Annotated in this window: 18 protein-coding genes; 9 read left to right on the top strand and 9 right to left on the bottom strand. The window is 35.0% G+C overall.

Annotated features, from left to right (window positions below; all coding sequences use genetic code 11):
- Nucleotides 1-2: 2 nt before the first annotated feature.
- The 4 genes from LF887_RS20270 to radA form a co-directional block, all read right to left on the bottom strand.
- Nucleotides 3-596 carry an ACP phosphodiesterase gene (locus LF887_RS20270; protein ID WP_236856072.1) on the bottom strand — a complete coding sequence of 198 codons (594 nt, stop codon included), beginning with the start codon at nt 594-596 and terminating at the stop codon, nt 3-5.
- On the bottom strand, nt 593-1,300 hold the full coding sequence (locus LF887_RS20265; RefSeq protein ID WP_236856071.1) for a VanW family protein: 708 nt from the start codon (nt 1,298-1,300) through the stop codon (nt 593-595). Before LF887_RS20265 ends, LF887_RS20270 begins: the two co-directional genes overlap by 4 nt.
- Complete coding sequence (locus tag LF887_RS20260) at nt 1,297-1,965, bottom strand: class I SAM-dependent DNA methyltransferase (RefSeq protein WP_236856070.1); 669 nt, start codon at nt 1,963-1,965, stop codon at nt 1,297-1,299. The genes LF887_RS20265 and LF887_RS20260 overlap by 4 nt, the downstream gene beginning before the upstream one ends.
- 223 nt (nt 1,966-2,188) lie before the next feature.
- The gene (gene radA, locus LF887_RS20255) at nt 2,189-3,538 is read right to left on the bottom strand and encodes a DNA repair protein RadA (protein ID WP_236856069.1); all 1,350 of its coding nucleotides are present in this window, start codon (nt 3,536-3,538) and stop codon (nt 2,189-2,191) included.
- A 129-nt stretch (nt 3,539-3,667) separates the two neighbouring features.
- Here radA and LF887_RS20250 point away from each other — a divergent pair, with 129 nt between their 5' ends.
- The 3 genes from LF887_RS20250 to yidC all read left to right on the top strand — a co-directional run bounded on the left by LF887_RS20250 (nt 3,668) and on the right by yidC (nt 8,095).
- Complete coding sequence (locus LF887_RS20250; RefSeq protein ID WP_236856068.1) at nt 3,668-4,237, top strand: YceI family protein; 570 nt, start codon at nt 3,668-3,670, stop codon at nt 4,235-4,237.
- A gap of 247 nt (nt 4,238-4,484) precedes the next feature.
- Nucleotides 4,485-6,092, top strand: a complete 1,608-nt coding sequence (locus LF887_RS20245) for a CTP synthase (protein ID WP_236856067.1) — start codon at nt 4,485-4,487, stop codon at nt 6,090-6,092.
- Between the two features lie 179 nt (nt 6,093-6,271).
- A complete protein-coding gene (yidC, locus tag LF887_RS20240; protein ID WP_236856066.1) occupies nt 6,272-8,095 on the top strand; it encodes a membrane protein insertase YidC in 1,824 nt (607 codons plus the stop codon).
- Nucleotides 8,096-8,159: 64 nt separating this feature from the next.
- Here the strand turns inward: yidC and LF887_RS20235 are convergent, their stop codons facing one another.
- From LF887_RS20235 to LF887_RS20225, 3 genes are all read right to left on the bottom strand, one after another.
- Nucleotides 8,160-9,011: an IS3 family transposase gene (locus LF887_RS20235; protein WP_236859472.1), complete on the bottom strand. Its 852-nt coding sequence runs from the start codon at nt 9,009-9,011 to the stop codon at nt 8,160-8,162.
- Nucleotides 9,012-9,025: 14 nt separating this feature from the next.
- Nucleotides 9,026-9,460: a hypothetical protein gene (locus tag LF887_RS20230; RefSeq protein WP_236855018.1), complete on the bottom strand. Its 435-nt coding sequence runs from the start codon at nt 9,458-9,460 to the stop codon at nt 9,026-9,028.
- A 153-nt stretch (nt 9,461-9,613) separates the two neighbouring features.
- Nucleotides 9,614-10,198 carry a ribonuclease HII gene (locus tag LF887_RS20225; protein WP_236856065.1) on the bottom strand — a complete coding sequence of 195 codons (585 nt, stop codon included), beginning with the start codon at nt 10,196-10,198 and terminating at the stop codon, nt 9,614-9,616.
- Between the two features lie 301 nt (nt 10,199-10,499).
- Here LF887_RS20225 and LF887_RS20220 point away from each other — a divergent pair, with 301 nt between their 5' ends.
- The 5 genes from LF887_RS20220 to LF887_RS20200 all read left to right on the top strand — a co-directional run bounded on the left by LF887_RS20220 (nt 10,500) and on the right by LF887_RS20200 (nt 20,473).
- A complete protein-coding gene (locus tag LF887_RS20220; RefSeq protein WP_236856063.1) occupies nt 10,500-13,529 on the top strand; it encodes a SusC/RagA family TonB-linked outer membrane protein in 3,030 nt (1,009 codons plus the stop codon).
- Nucleotides 13,530-13,542: 13 nt separating this feature from the next.
- Entirely contained in the window at nt 13,543-15,126 is a 1,584-nt protein-coding gene (locus tag LF887_RS20215; protein ID WP_236856061.1) for a SusD/RagB family nutrient-binding outer membrane lipoprotein, read from the top strand.
- A gap of 421 nt (nt 15,127-15,547) precedes the next feature.
- Nucleotides 15,548-18,505: a SusC/RagA family TonB-linked outer membrane protein gene (locus LF887_RS20210; protein ID WP_236856060.1), complete on the top strand. Its 2,958-nt coding sequence runs from the start codon at nt 15,548-15,550 to the stop codon at nt 18,503-18,505.
- Between the two features lie 3 nt (nt 18,506-18,508).
- Nucleotides 18,509-19,969 (top strand): SusD/RagB family nutrient-binding outer membrane lipoprotein, encoded by a 1,461-nt coding sequence (locus LF887_RS20205; protein ID WP_236856058.1) that lies wholly within the window; start codon nt 18,509-18,511, stop codon nt 19,967-19,969.
- 54 nt (nt 19,970-20,023) lie between these two features.
- Nucleotides 20,024-20,473 (top strand): lipocalin family protein, encoded by a 450-nt coding sequence (locus LF887_RS20200; protein WP_236856057.1) that lies wholly within the window; start codon nt 20,024-20,026, stop codon nt 20,471-20,473.
- A 62-nt stretch (nt 20,474-20,535) separates the two neighbouring features.
- On the opposite strand, the gene LF887_RS20195 is transcribed toward LF887_RS20200, so the two are convergent.
- Complete coding sequence (locus LF887_RS20195) at nt 20,536-20,691, bottom strand: bacteriocin-like protein (protein WP_236856056.1); 156 nt, start codon at nt 20,689-20,691, stop codon at nt 20,536-20,538.
- A gap of 220 nt (nt 20,692-20,911) precedes the next feature.
- On the opposite strand from LF887_RS20195, the gene argS reads away from it, so the two are divergent.
- The gene (gene argS, locus LF887_RS20190; protein WP_236856055.1) at nt 20,912-22,672 is read left to right on the top strand and encodes an arginine--tRNA ligase; all 1,761 of its coding nucleotides are present in this window, start codon (nt 20,912-20,914) and stop codon (nt 22,670-22,672) included.
- An 86-nt stretch (nt 22,673-22,758) separates the two neighbouring features.
- Here the strand turns inward: argS and LF887_RS20185 are convergent, their stop codons facing one another.
- Complete coding sequence (locus tag LF887_RS20185) at nt 22,759-23,691, bottom strand: YihY/virulence factor BrkB family protein (protein ID WP_236856054.1); 933 nt, start codon at nt 23,689-23,691, stop codon at nt 22,759-22,761.
- Nucleotide 23,692 lies beyond the last annotated feature (1 nt).

Below are 23,692 nucleotides of genomic sequence, written 5' to 3'. Positions count from 1 at the left end.
AATCAGTTATCCAGCTGAAGTAATGTATTGATCCCCTTAACATGAGCTTCCAGATCCGGAAAGAAATCATTATAACACTCTTGGAGAAAATCTTTATTCTCTAAAAAAGCTTCAAAAACAGGGATATCTTTGTCCAGATATTTGGCCTTATTAAGCACATTTTGAATACTGAATTTAATTCCCCAGTCTTCACGGTAGTTATAAAGCCAGTCGTCATGTTCCATCTTAACAAGCATTCCTTTAAAATTATCGGGCAGCCATTTTTCATGGGCATTCAATACACGGTAAACCTGGAGGGAATGATTTTTCCATTCTTCCGGAGAGTGTAAAGAAAGATCGTTTGCTACAAAATAATCCATGGAGACGTCTACAAATGCCCCAGCATAAAGCCTCACCAGTGGAGCAAATGCATGCTTTGCCTCAAGAATTGCAGGATGTGAATCTGTAAAAGTATCTATGGCTCTGTGCAGGGTAATACCGTCCTGAATATCTTTCGGAAAAGAAAAACGGTCTTTGTTTCGGATAAAATCTTCCAAAAACTGACCCACGATCTGCCCGTCAGTGAAAGAAAGAAAAGAGTGAGCCAAATAATTCATAAACGAATATAGAAATTTTTAAACAAAGTTTTACTATTGCTTAAGGTTTCTACCCAAATACCTTTTTCTGTTTCAATATATTTAAATTGAATTTCCTGTAAACCTAATTCAATGGCAGAAATCAGGCTGAGGTGAAGCTCGTCATCAGTAATCGTGCATTGAAGCTGAACAGGAAACGGAAAAATATTTTGAATTTGCAGATCCTTATAGCCATAAACCACTGTACAGTCTGAACCCAGGGGAGTAAAACGTTCCTCTTCCTTATATATATCTATAGAATGCGGAAATCTTTCTAAAATTTTCAATCCTGACTGAAGAGCGAGATAATATAAAATTGAAGAAAATTGACAGATTCCACCGCCAATATCACTTGAAATATGGTTTTTAATCAGGTTTCTTCCCTCCTTAAAATTATTTTTTTTACTTGGTTTTCCTGTTATTTTCCAGAAAGAAAATACTTCATCGGGATAAATCACCAGATTATTGATCTTATTTCCTACAACTTTTAAATTATGGATTTTATTCTGATGAAATGTCCCTTTCTTAATGATCTGCTGAAGTCTAATAGAATGCGTACCGATGTTTTCTGAAATATATTCCTTAGGGTAGGAATGGTTGTTTTTCCTTTCATCAGCATACCGCTGCAGAAGCTTCAATTTTAGTTTCCACGAGTGGGGTATCCAGTTTTTTAGTTGCTGTTTCATATCTTTTCTAAAACTGTAATATGATAAGATGCCCAATTTCTCAGGAAAGTTCTGCACAGTAGAATATCCAGTGGCAGAAAGAATTTTCTTACGGCCTTTGGTAATCTGTGAATTGGAAAAAAGAGGATTCCTGTTGTATTTTTTACTTTCCACAGGTCTCCTGAAAGCCGTAAAATTTCTGAGGATGAAAAGCTATTTCCCGCATGCCAGTCTTCCTGTGGAGAAATTCCTTTTTTTCTGGTTTTCACAGGGTAATCGAAAATTAAAGTTCCGTTTTTACTTAATTTCTGATGACATTCATTCAGGAAAGATTTTGTCTCTTCCTGGTTTTGGTGCATAATGACATGGAAACAGAAGATGCAATCAAATTCGCTGTTAAAAGGAATACTTGAAATTTCCCCTGCAGCCAGAATCTTTTCAGGATGTTTTCGACGGGCAATATGCAGCATTTTCTCGCTGAAATCTGTTCCATGAGTAGCAAAATTAAGCAGCCGGCCTGTTCCGCACCCCAAATCCAGAATCTTAGTATATTTTTTATTTTGAAAATATGAGGTTAAAAATGATCTTTCCTGTTGATCAATATATTTTCCATAGGAATTCCCGAAACGGTTTTCATCATAGGATTCTGCAAGGTTGCTGTAATATTCACGGATATTTGCTTTCATGATTTAAAAAGTCCTCTGTTAAGATCTTTAATTTTGCTGACTTCTACAATATTTGTTCCGATGTATTGAAGTTTAAAACCGGAAGACCTGCTATCTCAAACCTTTTCCAAAAATACAACACTGAAAAAACAGAAAATTTGGTATGAAGATCTGCCTCACAAAATCAAGAGTATTTTGCGAAATGAAAATAACCATTCTTCATTTTTAACTTTCAATTTTCACCTTAAAAAAGTCTTTCATGAAAATCTTCAATCTTACTCACTTCCTCAATTTTGATTCCGAATTTTCTCTTCGGAATTTTGTTAAGATTAGAGACAAATATCTTTTCATATCCCAGCTTTTCTGCTTCAGTGATTCTTTGCTCAGCTTGAGCTACAGGGCGTATTTCGCCACTCAATCCAATCTCTCCGGCAAAGCAGTAGTGCTCTGAAATAGCAATGTCTTCATTGGACGAAAGTACGGAAGCCACTACGGCAAGATCTAAAGCAGGATCATCTGTTTTTATCCCTCCGGTAATATTCAGGAAAACGTCTTTCGCTCCCAATTGGAAACCTGCTCTTTTTTCCAGAACAGCCAAAAGCATATTCAGTCTTTTAGAATCAAAACCTGTGCAGCTTCTCTGAGGAGTACCATACACTGCTGTACTTACCAATGCCTGAATTTCAAGAAGCATAGGACGGTTTCCCTCCAGCGTTACAGCAACTGAATTTCCAGACAGTTCCTCAAATTTTTTGGTGATCAGAATTTCAGAAGGATTTTTAATTTCTTTCAATCCCTGGGATACCATTTCATAAATTCCAATTTCGGAAGTGGAACCAAAACGGTTTTTATTCGCTCTCAGTAATCGGAAAAGGTGATTTCGGTCTCCGTCAAAATTTAAAACGACATCCACCATATGTTCCAATACTTTTGGGCCGGCAATCTGACCATCCTTAGTGATGTGTCCTACCAGAAATACAGGAGTATTGTTTTCTTTGGCATACTTTATAATTTCATTGGAACATTCTCTGATCTGCGAAACTGTTCCGGGTGAACTTTCTATCAGCTGGGATTGCAGCGTCTGAATAGAATCTATGATCATGAAATCCGGTTCCAGTTTTTTGGCTTCATGGAGAATTTTTTCCAATGAAGTTTCAGTAAAAAGAAAACAGTTGGGGTTTTGAATATCAGTTAATCTGTCAGCCCTCATTTTAATCTGAGAAGCACTTTCTTCACCGGAAACATAGAATATTTTTTTCTTCATTTTCAACGCAAGCTGAAGAAGAAGAGTAGACTTTCCTATTCCGGGTTCACCTCCGATAAGAGTAACAGATCCCAGAACAATGCCTCCGCCCAAAACACGGTTCAGTTCCTCAGATGGTGTTTTGATTCTTGGTTCTTCACTTGTTTCTACTTCAACAATATTGATGACATGTTGCTTAGTCTTTGAAAATGGAGGTGTTTTATGGGATGGTTTTTCAACCACTTCTTCTACTAATGTGTTCCATTCTCCACAGTTTTTACATTGCCCCATCCATTGGGGATACTGGGTTCCGCAGTTTTGACAGAAATATGCTGTTTTCAGTTTTGCCATACTGCGAAGTTATAAAAAAAGCATTTCTTTTAGATCTTTAATATTAAAAACTGACACATATACATTCTGTGAATTTCTTTCATATCTTAGCTTCATTCAATTTAAATAGTAATGTAAAATATAATTACAATGAAAAAAGTTTTTTTATCTTTTGTATTTGCCCTTTTTAGTGTTGTAGCATTTGCACAAGGGAGCTGGGAAGTTGATCCAATGCATTCTTCAGTTAATTTCAATATTAAACATATGGGAATTAGCTTCGTACAGGGAAGATTTGATAAATTTGAAGGAAGAGTGAATAACAACGGTGCTAATTTGGATAATGCCGATTTTAAATTCGGGGTAAGTATTCGTTCTATCAACACTGGAGTGGATGCACGAGACAGACACCTTGTAAGCCCGGATTTTTTTGATGCTGAAAAATATCCTGCCATTGAATTTAAGAGTACTTCCATTACGAAGGATAAGAATAACAACTATATTCTGAAAGGGAAGCTGAATATGAAAGGAATTGAAAAAGAAATCAGTGTTCCTGTAATATTTGGTGGGATTACAAAGAATAAAGAAGGAAAGGAGATCATGGGGATTCAGGCAAAATTCACGGTTAACCGTTTAGATTATGGAATTAAATATGATCCAACCGGAGCAGGAATTGCAAAAGACGTTGAAGTAAGTCTTTATTATGAGCTTATTAAGCAATAACTAAAAAATATAAAGCTATAAAAAGGGTTTCCAAAAAGATTGGAACCCTTTTTTTGTCGCAGGTATTTAGGGTTTAATTGATCTGTCGAAATGATGACGGTTATAGCTTTGTTTCATTTGCTTATATGTAATGCAGATATTTTTTTTATCAGGTTTTATAATTGTTTGAGAGATGTTTTACCATTTTCAAAATGTAAAAGATTGCTTTGTATCTCTTTTTCCCATAACTTTGCACAAACCTAATCTAATGAGTAAAAAGAATACAAAGTACATCTTTGTGACAGGAGGTGTAACTTCATCTTTGGGAAAAGGAATCGTGTCTGCTTCTCTGGGACTATTGTTAAAATCACGTGGTTTTAACGTTACGATCCAAAAACTTGATCCATATATCAATATCGACCCGGGAACGCTGAATCCTTATGAGCACGGAGAGTGTTATGTGACTGAAGATGGTGCGGAGACGGATCTGGATTTAGGCCACTATGAGCGTTACCTTGATGCTCCAACATCCCAAAACAACAACGTTACTACAGGAAAAATCTACCAGACTGTTATCGAAAAAGAAAGAAAAGGAGACTTCCTTGGAAAAACAGTTCAGGTAATTCCTCATATTACTAACGAAATCAAACGTAGAATTAAAATCCTTTCAAAACAGAACTACGATATCATCATTACAGAGATCGGAGGTACTGTAGGGGATATTGAATCTTTGCCATACATTGAAACTGTTCGTCAGCTGAAGTGGGAATTGGGAGAGAAAAATACGATGGTAATTCACCTTACTTTATTGCCGTATCTGGCTTCAAGTGGTGAATTAAAGACAAAACCATCTCAGCATTCTGTTCGTCAGTTGATGGAAAGCGGAATTATGGCAGATGTTTTAGTATGTAGAACTGAACATAAAATCCCTAAAGATCAGAGAGCTAAACTGGCTCAGTTCTGTAACGTTCCTTTGGATAACGTTATTGAATGTAAAGATATGGAGACGATCTATGAAGTTCCAATGTATCTTCAGAAGCAGAACTTTGATGATGTAGTATTGAAAGAACTTGATCTGAAGAGCGATAAAGATGCTGATCTGAAAGACTGGAAGACCTTTGTGAAGAAATTCCAGAATCCAAAGAGAACTGTAGAAATTGCACTGGTAGGAAAATATGTTTCTCTTCAGGATTCCTATATTTCTATTGCTGAAGCCTTCAAGCATGCTGGTGCAGACCTTGAAACCGAGGTGAAAGTAAGATGGGTATACAGTGGAGATATCACAGAAGAGAATATTACAGAAGTACTAAAAGGAGTGAATGGTATCCTTGTGGCACCTGGCTTCGGAGACAGAGGAATTGAAGGAAAAGTTCTTACTGCAAAGTATGCAAGAGAAAATAAAATTCCAATGTTGGGAATTTGTTTAGGAATGCAGATTATGACTGTAGAGTTTGCCAGAAATGTTTTAGGACATACAAAAGCGAATTCAGTAGAATTTGATACAGCGACTCCAGATCCTGTGATTTCATTAATGGAAGAACAGAAAAATGTAGTAGATAAAGGTGGAACAATGCGTCTTGGAGCATGGAAGTGTGCTTTGAAAAACGGATCTAAGCTATCAGAAATCTACGGAACCAAAAATATTTCTGAAAGACACCGTCACCGTTATGAATTTAACAGTGAATACCTTCAGGAATTTGAAAAACACGGTTTCCTTGCTACAGGTACCAACCCTGAAACAGGATTGGTAGAAGCACTTGAACTTCCTGATCATCCATTCTATGTGGGGGTTCAGTATCATCCGGAATATAAGAGTACGGTAGCTACACCGCATCCTTTATTCAGAGCTTTCATTAAGGCTTGCGAAAAGAAATAAGGTAAATTTTTATCATAAACGTCTAAACATAAACTCAGGCTGATTATTCTCAGCTTGAGTTTATTATATAGTAACGTGGTAAAGCATAGAGTTTTGATAAAAAAACAGTATTTTTGTCAGCTCAAAATTATGTACATAGAAGGTACATCCTAAGTTTAAAATTTTAATATAAAAATAAAATGCAACAAAACAACGGAATCGATAAGAAGCAAATGATTAGTTTCGCGGTTTTATGCCTGGTTCTCTTTGGTTTTATGTTCTATTTCCAGAACAAACAAGCGAAGGAAGAGGAGTTAAAAGCTCAGCAGCAGAAAACGGAACAGGTAAAAAATGCCGTAAAACCAACTCAGGCAAGCAATATCAATCCAGGTGTAACTCCTAATGCAATCCAAACGGCAAGTATTGGAAATAATGAATTGAAACTTGAGTTTTCAAGCCTGGGAGGTCAGGTTTCCAAAGTAGAGCTTTCAAGATACAAAGCATACGACCACAAAACGGATAACGCAGATCAGCCACTTTATCTGATCAACAAAAATAACTCAAAGTATGGGTTCCAGTTTAAGGATAAAACGGGAAAAATAATCAATACTAAAGATTTAGTTTTCTCTCCTACAGTGAACGGAAGCTCTGTTACATTAACGGCTGATTACAATGGAGCAATCATTCAGTTTATTTATACTTTAAATAACGATCCTAAAGCACCGCTAAAAGATCAGTATGCTTTAGATTTTAAAGTAAGAACTCAGGGACTTTCCAAAATTACTTCAGACAACAAAGCTGATTTCATCTGGGATTATAATGTAAGAAACTTAGAAAAGGGTAGAGCTCAGGAGCAGTCACACTCAGAATTCTCTTATGCTTTCAATAATTATAAAGACTATGATTATGATGGGAGAACTACAATGGAAGAAGAAAAAGAAACGCTTAACTGGATTGGGGTAAAACAGCAGTTTTTCTCTTCAGTAATCGAAGCTAAAAACGGATTTACTCATAGTAAAGGAAATCAGGAAAGTGTAGAAGAAGGAGAATATCTGAAAAAATTCAACTATGAAGGTTTCGTTCAGATGACCGGAAGTGAGTTGAATCAGGATTTTACCTGGTATTTTATGCCATTGGATCTTCCATTACTAAAATCTTACGATAAAAACTTTGATGAGATTCTTCCATTAGGATGGTCATTCATTGGAGCAATGAACCGTTATTTCTTCATGTGGTTGTACAGTATTATCGCTGCCTGGGGATTATCTGCAGGTTGGGTAATTTTTGTAATGACTATCATTGTTAAATTGATCCTGTCACCAATTATGTATAAACAGCATAAATTGAGTGCAATGATGAAGGTGATCCGTCCGGAAATTGATGAGGTAAATGCTAAATTTAAGGATGCAGATCCGATGAAAAAGCAGCAGGCAACAATGGAGGTTTACAGAAAGGCAGGAGTGAATCAGATGGCGGGATGTTTACCGGCATTGGTTCAGATTCCGATCTTCTATGCATTGTTTCGTTTCTTCCCGAACTTTATTGATTTAAGAGGGCAGGGATTCTGGTTTGCAAAAGATTTGACAGCATATGATGATTTGATCAAATTACCATTTAAAGTACCTTTCCTGGGAGATCATTTGAGTATTTTTGCGCTGGCTTGTACAGTGGTGATTCTAATATATACTGTAATGACTTCAGGAAATATGCAGCAGCCTCAGCAAGAGGGAATGCCAAATATGAAGGTGTTAATGTATATTTTCCCAATTACATTCCTATTCTTCCTGAATACTTCAGCATCTGGTCTTTCATGGTATTATTTTGTATCGAATGCAATTAATATTCTTATTATTCTAGTTATCAAATACTGGATTTTAGATGAGAAGAAAATTCATGCTCAGATTCAGTCGAATAAAGAAAAACCAAAAACAGAAGGTAAGTTCCAGAAAAAAATGAGAGAAATGATGGAAAGCGCTCAACAGCAGCAGCAATCTCAGGAACAGCAAAGAAATAAAAAGAAATAATTTATTATTCCTTTATTGACTAGTCCTGAAAATCTGATACAGATTATAAGACAAAAATAAATAATTAAACCAGAGCAAATTTTCTTTTGCTTTGGTTTTTATTTTTATAAGTTCTCATTTTAATTTTCGACTGTGTATGCATCTGATTTGGTGTTAAATAATAATTCGAAAAATGAGGACGCAGACCATTGTAAATTTCAATGGATTCATCCACTAATTTTCTTCTTAAAGCATTGTTTATAGAATTCCTGTCAATATTAAATTCCTGCTTTAAAATACCATTAATCCTTTCTGCTACTGCATTTTCATAAGGATCAGAGTTTTGTGTCATACTGCATTTTAATTGATGTTTTTGCAAAACTTTCTGATATTCATTCGAGCAGTATTGTAAGCCACGATCAGAATGATGGATTAATGAGCCTGCCATACCTTTGTGTTTCTTTAAAGCTCTTTTCAATGCTACAAGACTACTCTCTGTATTTAAATTATCTGCTACAAAATGTCCCACTATTTTCTTGGAATATGCATCGGTTATTAAACTTAAATAACTTGGATTTTTCCTGTTCCCAATATAAGTAATATCTGCAACCCAAACCTGATTGGGTTTTGTTATCTGATAGTCTAGGATCAAATTTTTATGCTTTCTGAAACGATGATGGGAGTTGGTAGTAACATGGTAATTTTTCTTGGGTATAATCAATAAATGATTCGCTCTTAGGATGTCAAAAAATTTATCTCTTCCTACTTTGATAGAACTTAGTGATTCTTTTAAAATAAAATATAGTTTCCTTGCTCCTAATCTGGGCATTTTAATACGAATACCCTCCACAAGATCTACAACCTCTGAAGCCCTGTTCCTACAGACTTTTGTACGCTTGATACTTCTATAATAGATTTGTCTATTTAACCCTAACAATCCACAAGTAAAAATCAAAGTTTCTTTTTCTTTACTGCGGAAGTAATCGATTGTTCGGGTGGTGAATTTTTTCGAATATCAATGTGATATTCTTTCTCTGCAAGTTGAATCATCATATCAAAAAATATCACTTTTTTATCAGCAATATAAGCCTGTTTTTCCAAGAAGGCTTTCTGTTTTTCAAGAAGCTTAACTTCTGCTTCTAATTCCATAATACGTTGTTCAGGTGTCTTTTCCATAGCATAAGGTCTTTGGTTTTCCCAATCAAAGTTACCATATTTTCTCAGCCAATTTAAAATAGTCCCGTGGGATTGTATACCATACTTCTTGCGACTAGCGGTAATGGTAGATGCTCCAGATTCAACTTCTTTTACTATTTGAAGTTTTAAACTTAAACTGTAATCTTTTTGTGTACGTTTGATGTACACAGATTTTAATTGTTCTTCCATAACGATTTGTTTTTATGTATGGCTATTTCAGGACTAGACATATGATTACAAAAAGAGAAGCAATTAATAATTGCTTCTCTTTTTTTGTTATTTAGAAAGAATTCAAATTTCTGATGCAGCTATGGAAATACAATAATTAATAATGAGCTGTTTTTAGTCATATTTCAGTCTGAAAGACTGTCTGTGATATTGGGTCGGGCCATATTTTATGAGAGCTTCCTGATGCTTTTTCGTGGCATAGCCAAAGTTCGTATCCCAGCCATATTCAGGGTGTTTATCATGAAGTTCGATCATAAGTTTATCCCTGTAATTTTTTGCAAGAATAGAGGCCGCAGCAATTGATAATACTTTAGAATCTCCTTTTATGATACATTGATGAGGAATATAGTTATAGGGATGGAATTTATTGCCATCTACTAAAATAAGCTCTGGTGTTATGGCTAATTTGTCTAACGCACAATGCATAGCATGAATACTTGCATTAAGGATATTATGCTCATCAATAAAGGAAGGAGGGAGCTCTGCTATAGCATAGCTTTTTACATTTTCCTTGATATAGCTGTCCAGTTCCACTCTGGTTTTAAATGTTAATTTTTTTGAATCATTAACCAGGTTTTGTTGAAAATCATCATCCAAAATTACGGCAGCTGCAACTACCGGCCCGCTTAAGCATCCTCTTCCCACTTCATCACATCCCGCTTCGATATAAAGATTTGACCAGTTTTTTATTAACTCCATGAAGTTGTTTTTTGATGCTGCAAAAGTATGGAATTTAAAAAGAAACGGTATTATGGAGTTTTAATTGGTTTTTATATTATGGTAAAAGTATTTCATTTTTAGGTGTTTTATTTGTTTTTATTAATAATTCTATTGGATTTTATTTTTTTTAAATATTGTGTTTTTTTGTTGTTTTATCGGCTATTAGCAATTGTTTTTTTTGTAGTGTTTTAGTGGAATTATGAAAAATTAACACTTTTACTTGGTGATTTTAAGAAAGTTTCACATATTTGTAGGCAATAAAAAAATAATCAAAATAAACATGAAGAAATTAACAACAAGTGTACTTATTGTAGCACTTTCTTCGCCGTTTTTTATCGTTAGTGCCCAGCAAAAGGGAGATACGATAAAAACTAAAAATATCGAAGAAATAGTAGTTACAGGGGCACTGGGATTAAAAAAGAAAGCTGATGCTGTTACTAATGCTCAACAAATAGTAGGATCCAAAGAATTAAACCAGGCATCATCTCCTAACGCTGTACAAGCATTAACGGGAAAGGTTTCTGGATTGCAAATTACACAGACCGACAATAGTGTAGGTGCTACGAGTAGAATTGTAATCAGGGGAAATAAGTCTATTTCAGGAAATAACCAAGCTTTAGTTGTAATAGATAATGTTATTTCTAGTGCCAGCATTCTTGCTCAGCTTCCACCAGATATTATTGAAAACGTAAATGTTATTAAAGGATTACAGGGTGCTGCGCTTTATGGGCAACAAGGGGTAAATGGTGTAATTATAGTAACTACCAAGAGAGGAACAAAAAGCGAAAAGATACAATTTACTTTGACATCTTCGGTTGAGATGACCCAAGCTTTCATGTTTCCAAAAGTTCAGACTAGGTACGGTAAAGGGGTTACAGGAGAACAAGTATATCCAGGTGGAGATATAGATTACAATGGAACCAGCTATGTACCTTGGGAGAATACTTCATGGGGGCCAGCATATGATGATCCTAGAATTTCAGGACAACTTATGCCATCAGGACTTGCACAGGCAGATAATCAATTTATCTATGAAAAATATGCTCCTATAAAAAATCATTTTTCGAAATTTTTTAAAAATGGACTTATTTTACAGAATGGTTTAACAGTTACCTCTGGAGGATCTGATTCTTATGCTACATTGTCTTTAAATAGAGTAGAGAATAACTTTGTTGTTGATCAGGATAAGCTTACACAAAACAGCTTTTTATTTAAGGCAGGTAAAAAATTTGATAAGTTAAGAATTGATGGAACGGTAAATTATATCAGTAAAATTATTGATCAAACCAGTTCCGACTTGTATAGTGATGTTCTTCAGGTACCAACGATGAATGATATTCGTAAATATAGAAATTCGGGTATTGATGGGTTCCTTTCTGCATTTACAAAGAACCCTTACTATCAGATAGAGCATACAAGACAAAAAACGACCAATGATTATTTATCAGGGATTTTATCGTTACAATATGATTTTAACAAAAATATTAATTTAACCTATACTGGTAATGTATTTTTAAATAATTCACGTCAGGACAGCCATGATGATGGTTTTGTTGCTAGCAGGGTATATGAAAATACAGGAACAGTGCTGGATGGTGGTACTATTCAGGATTATTCTCAAAATGCTAATTTCGCTTCTTACTACATAAATCGTACTGTAAGCACACGTAGTTATTATGGAGATTTAATGTTAAATTTTAACTATGATCTTACGGATGATATCAATTTGAAGTTAAATATTGGTAATAACATCCAGGATAGCTATAGAACAGCAAGATCAATGGGAGGAAGCGGATTGATTGCTCCAGGTTGGTATGATATTAGAAATGTGAAAAATCTTATTCAACCTGGAAATCCAAAGGGGGCTAATGTATTGGATAATTTAGGGTTTGAGAATACCACTACAAGACAAAGAATTATTGCAGGGTTTGCCAATTTAGATTTATCATATAAAGATTACTTATTCTTAAACTCTACCATTAGAATTGAAGAAAGTTCCGTGTTATCTACGTTTTATAATAACGAATTACATAATAAACCATACCCTTATTATTCAGTAGGTCTTTCATTCATTCCTACAAAAGCTTTTGAAGGGCTTAAGGGAGGGGTTATAAATCATATTAAAATTGCACCAAGTTTTACGAAAGTAGGAAACACATCGGCAATATTACCATATGATACTTCAAATGTTGGGATTGCTCCTGCAGGATTTCCTTACAATGGTCTGCTAGGTTATGCTATCAATACAAACCCAACGAATAGAACAATTCAGCCAGAGTTTATATATACTACTGATTTAAACGTTCAGATAGGTTTCTTTAATGACCGTATTACTCTTGAAGGATCAATATATCAGTCTGATACCCAAAATTTGATTACCACTGGTAGTGTTTCCAATACAACAGGAATAGGTCAATTGAAAGACAATTTTGGAAAAACAAGAATGAAAGGTTTTGAAATTGATTTAGGAGCTACTCCGTTCAAATCAAAAGATTTCACCTGGAACTTAAGAGCTGGTATTGCAAGTTCAAGAACTAAGGTACTTGAACTTCCAGACGGATTGCCTGAAGTTCCACTTGCTATACCGTATGCAAATTTTGGTATTGGAGTCTTTGCTGTAAAAGGAGAGGATTTTCCAGTTCTTAAAGCCACAAGTTTTGAGAGAGATGATCAAGGTAGAATTATTGTAGATAAAGATGGTGTTCCACTTATTGGCAGTCAATTTAAAAATATGGGTAGAGTAACTCCGGACTACACCCTTACCTTTAATACAAGTTTTAGATATAAAAACTTTACACTTTCGGGAACAATGGATTTCCGTAAGGGAGGTAAGTTTGCAGCAATGGGGAAAAACGTTCTTCAGTTTGCAGGACTTACAGACGAAACGGCAGGTTTTGACAGATCTCAGGGATATGTAGTTCCGAATTCTGTTCAGCTTGTTAATGGACAATATGTAGCAAACAATACACCTGTAAATGGAACAGCAGACTATAATGGGGTTGTTAACTATTATACGTCACAGGCTATGCAGTCATTAGGAGAAACTATGGTCTTGGATGCAACAGCATTTAAAGTAAGAGAAATTGCATTATCATATGATTTACCTAAATCTGTTTTAGCATCTACTTTTGTGAATAGCCTGAGTGTAGGACTTTTCGCACGAAACCCATTCTTTGTGTATGCTAAAGAAAATAGAAATTATGCTGATCCGGAAAGTGCTTATTCAAGCGGTAATGGTGCAGGTATTGCTATTACAGGACAATATCCATCCCAAAGATCTTTTGGTGTTAACTTAAAAGTTTCTTTCTAATAAATTAAAAAATATGAAAATTATAAAAATAGCAACAGTATTTTTATCTCTGTCAATGATTTTGACAACAGTATCTTGTGATAAATATCTTGATATTAATGAAGATCCTAACAATATCCCGTTAGATCAGGTGAGTCCGAATGAAATGCTTCCAGCTGGAATTACTTTATGCTACTATACCCAAGGAAGAAGTTTAAATAAGTTTGGTAGCGTAGTAATGAATGCTACAGCAGGAAATTCATTGGTATATGGGGCTCCATTTGTAGATGATTATAAACCTAATGTGACCAATATATTTTATAATAATGTTTGGGACGGTTTATATAAAGGAATCGCCAATTTGGATAGAATAAATTACTATAATGACCCGACCAATAAATTTGTTCAGCATAAGGCAATGGCTAAGATTATGAAAGCTAATTACATACAGATTTTAACAGATCTTTATGGAGATATGCCATATTCACAAGCATTTCAGGGACAAAACTTATTGACTCCAAAGTATGATAAAGGTGAGGATATTTATAAAGCTTCTATTGCTGATATAGATGCTGCAGTTGCTACCTTAGAATCAGGAGCTGGTGAAATGCCAGAAAATGACATTGTATTTAATGGAAATACAAGTAAATGGATAGAATTTGCTAATACTTTAAAGCTGAGATATCTGTTGAGAATGTCTAACGTTACAGGAAGTATGGCTGCCTATAGAGATCAAAAGCTGGCAGAACTTAGTGGTGCTGATTTCATTGATGAAGATGTTTTGGAAAATCCTGGATATTCTTCTGCTAATGATGACCAGCAGAATCCATTTACAAACTTTTATGTAATTCTTTCTTCAGGTACTCAGGCGGCCAATTTTTCTGAAAATGTAGCCTCTGAAAACGTGGCTATTATTTTGAACGGGAACGTAGAAAATGATTCACGCCCTGTTTATCAAAAATTTAATGGAATTGTTGATGGAAGAAGAGCCAGAATGTTTAACCTTATTGGAGGTAAAGTTTTAGGAATCAGACAAGGAAACGTACCTGGCCAGCCAGGAGTGCCATCAGGAACAGCAGTCTCCAGATTTGGATACGGAATTACTATTGGAAAAACAACTCCTACAAGCACGAGACAACTTATTGATATGACATCTGCAAAGTCTGGACCTATCATGACAAGAGCTGAATCTAAATTCTTACAGGCTGAAGCTGCTCTGAGATATCCAAGTCTTTTCTCAAATGCTGCTGGTAATTTTACTGCTGGTATCACAGCTTCTTATAGTTTCTTTGGGGCGAGTGGCTCAGGAACTTATATTGCTGCTATACAAAGTATTCCAGGTTTAGGATGGACAGGATCTGACGCTAATAAAATTGAGGCAATTATGACTCAAAAATGGATTGCTTTAACAGGAGTTAATCCAGAGCAGTCTTTCTTTGATTATACTAGAACAGGCTTCCCTGTTACGCTTTCTGCTACTATTGCAAGTAATCCGAAACCAAATAGATTAATGTATCCCCTGTCTGAGTACATTGCTAATGCAAGTAATGTTCCAGGGATTAGTAATTCTGATGTGTTTTCAAAAAATCAGTATACGCCATTCTGGGCGAGAAACTAATTTAGATTTAAAATTTTAATATATTTTTTATAACCGCCTTCGGGCGGTTTTTTTTGTATAAATAGGTATACTACCAGATCTTTTTTCTGGTAAATACTATATGTGCAGCATTGTAATTTTATGATGATAATTTTATTTTTATTAATAAAATTAGTTCACTGTATTGAGAATCAGTATTTTGTATAGATGTTTGCGCTAATGTTATATAGATAATATCAATTTAAATAACTGTTATTATTTCTTAAAAAAATGTAGTATATAAATATTTGATTTTTGTTAAATGTGTTGTTTTTAACATATTTTATTATTTTTTAATCACTTTTTGTTTGTGATTTTTGATTATATAATATTTTTTTGAAATTTTTCTTTGTGATATTAATAAAGTTTTACAAATTTGTACAGTCACAAAAATTAATTTGATATGAAGAAACTAACAACAGGTCTTCTTGTTTTGGTGTTGTCTTCCTCTATTGCTGTTGCTCAGGCTCAGCAAAAGAACGACACTCTTAAAACAAAAGAAATTGAGGGGGTAGTAGTAACTGCACTCGGCATCAAGAGGGAGAAAAAATCTCTGGGTTATGCTTCAGAAGAAGTAAAAGCAGCAGAATTAACCGGTGGAACAACTAATACCGGTAACGTAGCATCACTTCTTTCAGGTAAGGTAGCCGGACTACAGGTAAATACAAACAATAACTTTGGCGGATCAGCAAACCTTCTAATCAGAGGGTACAAATCTTTATCCGGAGGATCTCCACTTATTGTTATTGATGGTTCACCTGTTAATAACACATCAATATCTACAGGTGCTTCATTTGATTATGGTAACTTTCTATCTGATATCAATCAGGAAGATATTGAATCCATTAACGTTCTGAAAGGTGCAGCTGCCTCTGCTTTATATGGTGAGAGAGGTAGTGATGGGGTAATCTTAATTGTAACTAAAAGTGGAAGAGGAAATAATGACGGCAGTTGGGGAGTAACTTTGACTTCAGGAATTACAGCTGGTTTTATTGACAAATCTACTTTCCCGAAATATCAATCAAAATATGGTGCAGGATATACCAGCAAATTTAATAGTCAGCTTTCTCCTGATGGATACAACTATGCCAACTTTGGGGATGATGCTTCTTATGGACCTGCATTTGACCCCAGTCTTTTAGTCTACCAATGGGATTCATATGATCCTTCTTCTCCTAACTATGGAAAACCTACACCTTGGGTTGCTGCTAAAAATGGACCTATAAAGTTCTTTGAGACACCAGTTACATACGTTAATACCGTTACTATTGAAAAGGGGAATAAAACTTCCAATTTGTCCCTTTCATATTCCAATATGCTTTCTAATGGCTTAATGCCAAATTCTGAACTGAGAAAGAATACCATATCTGCAAAATTTAATCATGATTTTACAGATAAATTACATGCTTCAGTTTTTACTACTTTAACTTTACAAGACACAAAAGGACGTAATGAAACAGGGTATTCAGATAATATTATTTCAGGATTCAGACAATGGTGGCAAACAAATGTGGATGTAGCTGCATTAAGAAGTGCTTATGCGAATAATGGGAACAGTAATTTTTCATGGAACAGAACTTCACCAACAAATGGAACCCCACAGTTTTGGAATAACCCTTATTTTCAAAGATATCAGAACTATCAGTCCGATGACAGAACAAGAGTATTTAGCTATGCTCAGTTGAAATACGATATATCTAAAAACTTTGGAATCACAGGTAAATTATCTTATGACGATCTGCAAATGGTAATTGAAGAAAGATTAATGAACGGGTCTTTACCACAGCCTTTTGGTGCTTCAGGTCTGAATGTAAACTCGGGATATGCCAGAACTAATGTAAAAAATACAGAGCTTAACTTCGATTTATTCGCTAATTACAAATTTAATATTACTACTGATCTGAATGTGAGTGGTATTGCCGGAGGAAATGTTAGAAGAAATCTTATTGATAACATATATATGAGCACTGAGGGAGGTTTATCAAAACCTGGATTATTTGCCATTTCAAATTCAGTAAGAACAATACTTCCTCCTGATGAAAATTATGAAAGATGGCTTACTTCCAGTTTATATGCTACAGCATCTTTTGGATATAAAAATTTCTTGTTTGTGGATGGTACCTATCGTGTTGACAAATCTTCAAACCTGCCAAAAGGTAACAACAGCTATGGTTATCCTTCTGTAACTGGAGCAATCATATTATCTGAATTTGTGAAACAACCATGGATGAGTTTTTGGAAAATAAGAGCAAACTATGCTGAGGTGGGATCTTCCACGACAAATTACAGATTAGTCAACATATTTAAAGCAAGAGGTGAAGGTCTGTTCGATCAGCCTTATTTCTTAGCTAATCCCAACCTAAAACCACAAAGATCAAAAGAAACAGAATTTGGTATGGAGGCTCAGTTTTTCAAAAACAGACTAGGGTTCGATATCGCAATTTATAAAACCAGAACATTTGATCAGATCATCAATTTACCAGTATCTCCTGCTACAGGATATAGAACATTTTTGGTAAATGCAGGTCAGATTGATAATAAAGGTGTAGAAGTACAACTAAATGGAGCTCCTTTTAAAACTAATGACTTTTCATGGGACGTAAATATTAACTGGTCTAAGAATGAAAATGAAGTTATCGCATTAAACGGAAATTCTCAGAATTACTTATTAGCAAGTTATCAGAATAACGTATCACTGAACGCTAGAGTTGGACAAGCTTTTGGAGCTTTGGTAGGTTCAGATTATGTATATGATGCCAATGGAGAAAAAGTAATCAATGCAACTACCGGAAGATACTTGAAAAATAACAACCAAATTATTGGTAATATCACCCCGGATTGGGTAGGAGGTATCAGAAACAGTTTCCGTTATAAAGATTTCTCATTTAGCTTTCTTATTGATGTGAAAAAAGGAGGAGATGTATTTTCACCAGATATGGGATATGGAATTTCAACAGGTCTGTATGAAGAAACTGCTGACTATAGAGTAAACGGAATTGTATACCCCGGTGTTAACCCTAATGGAAATGTAAATACCACTCCTACTTCTCAACCTGGAATAAGTGGTCGTGTAGATGGGTACAATGCAATGCCAAATAAGAGATTTGTATATGATGCTTCATATGTGAAACTAAGAGAAGCTAGTATTGGTTATAACTTACCAAAGTCACTTTTAGCCAATACCGGTATTCGGGATGCTAAAATTTCAATTGTGGGAAGAAACCTTTGGATTATTCACAAAAATTTACCCTATGCAGATCCGGAAACAGGGACAGGTAACGGTCTGGCTGCTAAAGGTCAGTCGATAGGATCATTACCTACGACTCGTGATATTGGTATTGATGTAACTTTAAAATTCTAAAAAATGAAAAAATTATTTTTAATTATAGGTTTTGCTTCATTAACATTAACTTTTACCTCGTGTGAAAGAGATGTTACTTCCTTAAATGAAGATCCAAAACATCCAACAGAAGTTCCTTCAGGGGTACTTTTTGCAAGTGCTGAACAGGCCTTACTTAATCAGACATTAAATGCGAGCGTAAACCGTAACATAACAAGATTTTTTACTCAGCAATGGGCAGAAACTACGTATGTAGATGAGAGTAATTATAATATGGTATCCAGGCCAATTCCGAGAAATCATTACAGTCGTATGATGGCTTCTTCTTCGGCTACGGTAAGTTCTCCGGGAGTTCTTTCTGCATTAAGAGATGCCAGAAGATTTTTGGACACCGAAGGAGTGGATCCTGTTAAAAAGAATAATAATATAGCCATGATAGAATTGGTGAATGTGTACGCATGGGCCAATTTAGTTGATACTTTTGGTGATATTCCTTATTTTGGAGCATTGAAAGCTACAGCCGAAAATCCTGGCGATGCAGAAATTCCTTATGATGATGCTAAAACAATTTATTTAGATCTTATCAAAAGAATCGATGCTGCAATTGCCATGATGAATATTTCTACACCTGGATATTCCAATGATATGATTTATAAAGGAGATATGTCTAAATGGAAAAAAATGGGAAATTCTTTGAAATTTAGACTAGCAGTGAGTTTAGCAGATGTAGAACCTGCACTTGCCAAAACTTTTGCAGAAGCGGCTTATAATGGAGGTCTATTTACAGAAAAATTAGATAATTTTGGATTGCAGACTTTCCCGTCAGGACTCTTGTCTAACCCTGTTTATCAGGATGTAATTCAGTCAGGACGTAACGACTTTATTCCTTCGGATGTTTTGATGAACTTTATGAATGCTAAAAATGATCCAAGGAGGGATATTTGGTTTACAAAAGTTGGAGGAGCTTTTGTAGGTGGAGAATATGGTTCTGAAAATGAATTTAATGATTTTTCCCATTTTACAGATGCTATTTCCGGAGAAAATGCCCAAGGATATTTACTGGATTATACAGAGATCATGTTTTTAAGAGCAGAAGCGGCTCAGAGAGGATTTAGTGTAGGAGATACAGCCCCCAATTTATATTCTGCAGCAATCAGAGCTTCGATGGAAGAGTATGGGGTAAACAATGCTAGTGCAACGGCATATATCGCAGCTAACCCGTATGACGCTGTCAACTGGAAAAAATCATTAGGAGAACAGTCTTGGATAGCTATGTTTAATAAAGGATTTCAAGCTTGGAACTTTACTAGAAGGTTAGATTTCCCGGTATTTGTAAATCCTGCGGGCTCATTGGTAGAAGGAGTTCCTGTCAGAATGTTCTATTCAGACCAGGAATATCTTTTAAATGCAAAATATGTGAATGCCGCTGCAGCAAAAATTGGAGGAGATAAGGTAACCACAAAAATATTTTGGGATAAGTATTAATAAAAATAATAAGATATTTAGACAATTTTTTGTTTAATAGTATAAATATAATATATGAAATTTTTTATAGGAATTCTTTTTTTATTAAGTTTTGCTTCATGTTCTAGTGATGATAATAGTGATGTATTCAATGAAGAAATAAAGATAAACGGAAGCTGGAAACCATATAAGTACGAATTCAGAGGCAAAGATATTATGGTAAATGATTGTACACGCAGAGGACAATTGTTTATTAATGCAAATTTCTCTGGCCTCTATGAAAGATATGATATGGTAGAATCATCAGGGAACTGCAATAAAGTTGATTCCTTTACAGGTAGCTGGAGTTTTGATAAATTATATAGTACCCTTACTCTTAGCTATATGGAAGCAGGCGTTTCTAAAATTATGAAAAAAGAAATAGATTCATATTCAGATACTGAACTTAGGTTATATGATAACAGTCAAAACCTTGATAATGTGCCTGGAAATGATGAAGCAATACTAGTTTTTAGAAAAGAGTAAATTATTATAATACGTACCACGTAGCACAAAAGATCGCAGTAATGCGGTCTTTTTTTACTTTTTTATCCTCCACAAGTTACTGAGTTTGGAAGGCAGGCTCCCCAGGCATGGCATTGTTTGTAACCTTCAGGGCAGTTTCCCCAGGGTTCACAGCAAGGAGCATTTCCAGCAGTAATTTTTTTTAGTTCAGTTTTAGTGATTTTTTTTAGATTTTTCATGATAATTATGTTTAATTGGTGATATGAATATAGATAAAATATAAATAGTATGTCATTTTAATAAATAAATAGTCGAAATTAGAGGTGGATAATTGGAGGTCTGTTATCTTGTTGTATAGGGTGGTCTTTTTTATTTCACTAAATTTGTACTTCAAAATTCTGAGATGGGACATTATAAAGAAGTGTTTTGTCTTTAGCCATTAAAATTGAACGTAAGAACATGAATATTAAAGATATTATAGAAGAAAAACTTTCAGAGGTTATTTTAAATGTATTTCAGTTAAAAGACATCAAGCTGGAAGTTCAGGAAAATAAGACGGAATTTGAGGGTGACTTTACAATTGTTACTTTTCCGTTGGTGAAGCAATTGAAGAAAAATCCTGAAGCTATCGGAGTAGAATTAGGTGGAGCTTTGACAGAGCTGACAGAGCTATTGGAAAGCTTTAATGTTGTCAAAGGATTCCTTAACGTTAAAGTTAAAAATCAATTCTTTGTAGATAACTTCAGATCTGTAAGCAAAAACTTTTCTGTTATAGAAAAGAAAAATGCTACCGTAATGGTAGAATATTCTTCACCAAATACCAATAAACCTTTACACTTAGGGCATATCAGAAATAATTTATTAGGATTCTCTGTTGCACAAATCTTAAAAGAGGCAGGATATGATGTGATCAAATCACAGATTATTAACGACAGAGGAATTCATATTTGTAAATCAATGTTGGCATGGGAGAAATTCGGAAACGGAGAAACACCTGAAACTACCCATACCAAAGGAGACAAATTTGTAGGAAACTACTATGTGGAGTTTGATAAAAACTACAAAAAAGAAATTGCAGACCTTGTAGCTCATGGAGTAGAAGAGGAGCAGGCTAAAAAAGAAGCGCCTATGATCAAGGAAGCACAGAAAATGCTTTTAGACTGGGAAAGTGGAGATGAGACTGTAAGAACGCTTTGGGCAGAAATGAATTCCTGGGTATACAAAGGATTCAATGAAACCTATAAAAGATTAGGAGTAGATTTTGATCAGGTTCAGTACGAAAGCAACACTTATATTTTAGGAAAAGACCTTATTCAGGCAGGTTTGGATAATGGAGTTCTATATCAGAAAGAAGATGGGTCTGTTTGGTGCGATCTTACAGATGAAGGACTTGATCAGAAACTATTGTTGCGTTCTGACGGTACATCCGTATATATGACTCAGGATCTGGGAACTGCTGTTGAACGTTTTAAGGAAAATAATATTCAAAAGCTGATCTATACCGTAGGAAACGAACAGGACTATCATTTCCAGGTTTTATTTAAAGTTTTAAAGAAACTAGGATATGAGTGGGCAGACCAGTTATATCATCTTTCTTACGGAATGGTAGAACTTCCTGAAGGAAAAATGAAATCCCGTGAAGGAACAGTTGTTGATGCTGATGATCTGATGCAGGAAATGTATGAAACAGCAAAATCTAAAGCACAGGAACTTGGGAAACTGGAAAACCTTTCCGAAGAAGATAAGGAAACATCCTATGAAACCGTAGGATTAGGAGCATTGAAATATTTTATGCTGAAAGTGGATCCAAAGAAAAAAATGCTTTTCAACCCTGCAGAAAGTATCGATTTCAACGGAAATACAGGGCCGTTCATACAATATACCTATGCGCGTATTCAGTCTTTGCTGTCTAAAGGAAATAATGTAAACAAAGAAACTGCTGATATTGAGTTAAATCAGTCAGAAAAAGAATTGATTATGCAGGTGGCGAACTTTAAAACGGTAGTATCAAGAGCTGCAGAGACTTTAAGCCCTGCTTTAGTAGCCAATTATGTATATGACCTTGTAAAAGCATACAATTCTTTCTATCAGAATAATCCAATTCTGAATCATGAAGATGAAAACGTAAAACAATTCCGTTTGAATATTTCAGACCTGACCGCCAAGACGATCAAAAAATCGTTAGAGCTTCTGGGAATCGGAACAGTAAACAGAATGTAAAAATAGAGAACCTCCTGAATTTTCAGGAGGTTTTTTTTGTATTTATGTAAAATGTATTAGTTTGGTAATGATTTACAGATACCTGATCATTCCTTCTCTTCACTAGTCTGTTTGAGGCTGTCCTCATACAGCTTGGCAGTAGTCCATTGTGCATGTTTGGAAAGAGTGACTTTGTATCCTTTTTTATAAGTATAAACCTTGGTAAATTCGGCACCAAAGAATATCAGCATACAGGAATAGTTAATCCACATCATAATCAGAATTACAGTTCCGGCAGCACCAAAAGCTGAAGTAGGTTTGATCTGATTAAAATAAAGGCTTAACAGGAATTTCCCCAGGGTAAATAATATAGTGGTCAGAAAAGCTCCTTTCCATACCGACTTCCAGGTGATCACCAGATCTGGCAGTACTTTAAACATTAAACCAAACAAAAGCATAACAAGGGCAAAGCCTACAGCAAAATTAACAAGCTCTACTAGCATATAAGTTTCAAAGCCAAAATATTGGGTAATAATTTGATTGAAAAAACTGATGAACGAAGATAAGAGCATTGTAATCATCAGTAGAAAACCCAGAATAAGGATCATTCCCAAAGAGTTCGCCCGGTCCAGCAAAAACTTAAGAAGTGCCTTTTTAGGAGCTGCTTCTACTTCCCATAACGCGTTTAAAGAATGTTGAAGCTGAAAGAACAGAGTCGTTGAACCAAAAACCAATGAACCAACACCCACTGCTTTCATGAAAATATTCTTTTTGTCAATCAAAGCACCGGCAAGCATTTCTTCAATACTTTTGGCAACATCCTGTCCCATAATACCACTGATCTGTGTGCTGATCTGCCCTCTGATAGCTTCTTCACCAAAGAAATTTCCAAGGATCCAGATAATAATGATCAGTAGTCCCGGGATGGAAAATATGGCATAATAGGCAAGACTTGCTGAATCTTTTGATGCAGAAGAATTGTTCCATTCCGTAAATGTGTCTTTTAAGACTTCCCAGAAAAATTTTGCATTTTTTATCATA

The sequence above is a fragment of the Chryseobacterium sp. MEBOG06 genome, from assembly GCF_021869765.1.
In the GTDB taxonomy this organism is placed as follows: Bacteria; Bacteroidota; Bacteroidia; order Flavobacteriales; family Weeksellaceae; genus Chryseobacterium.
This window is presented reverse-complemented; position numbering and strand designations above follow the sequence as displayed.